Annotated in this window: 1 protein-coding gene; it reads right to left on the bottom strand. The window is 78.2% G+C overall.

Annotation, left to right across the window (positions count from 1 at the left end; all coding sequences use genetic code 11):
- The coding region (locus VR44_RS11770; protein ID WP_157880278.1) for an AMP-binding protein at positions 1 to 659 on the bottom strand (659 nt) is incomplete at its 3' end.
- Between the last annotated feature and the right edge of the window lie 49 nt (positions 660 to 708).

Raw genomic sequence — 708 nt, 5'->3', positions numbered from 1 at the left:
CGCCAGGCCAGCCACATCTCCTCGCAGGAGGCGTCGAAGGCGACCGAGAGCCCGGCCAGGACCCGGTCCCCCGGTCCGAGCGGCCGGCCGGCCAGGAACAGCCCGGCCTCCGCGTCGACGAAGGCGGCGGCGCTGCGGTGGCTGACCGCCACCCCCTTGGGGAGGCCGGTGGATCCGGAGGTGAAGATGATCCAGGCGTCGTCGCCCGGTCCGATGGGGCGTGCCGGGCGTCCGTACGCGCTGCCCAGCGGCGGCACCGTCCCCGGCCCGATCCCGATCCCGATCCCGATCCCGGCCCCGTCGCCGTCGCCGTCGCCCAGGACCAGGCAGACTCCGGCCTCGCGGAAGACGGTGGCGGCCCGCTCCTCGGGGTCGTCGGCGTCCACCGGGACGTACGCCGCGCCGCAGCGCAGGACGGCGAGCACCGCCACGTACAGCTCCGTCGTGCCCGACGGGACGCGTACGCCGATCCGGTCGCCGGGGCCGGCCCCGGCCCGGCGCAGGCGCGCCGCGAGGGCTTCCGTCTCGGCGGCGAGGCCGCGGTAGTCGAGGATCCGGTCGCCGGTGTCCAGGGCGGGGGCTCCCGGGTGTGCGGCGGCGGTGGCGTCGAAGACGTCGAGGAGGGTGCGCGGCGGGTGGGCCGGGGCGCCGAGGAGCACGGAGGCGTCCCGCGGGTGGTGGCGGGGATCCGGGATCGGGGGGAGGGGG

Source organism: Streptomyces katrae (genome assembly GCF_000966975.1).
Lineage (GTDB): Bacteria > Actinomycetota > Actinomycetes > Streptomycetales > Streptomycetaceae > Streptomyces > Streptomyces katrae.
This window is presented reverse-complemented; position numbering and strand designations above follow the sequence as displayed.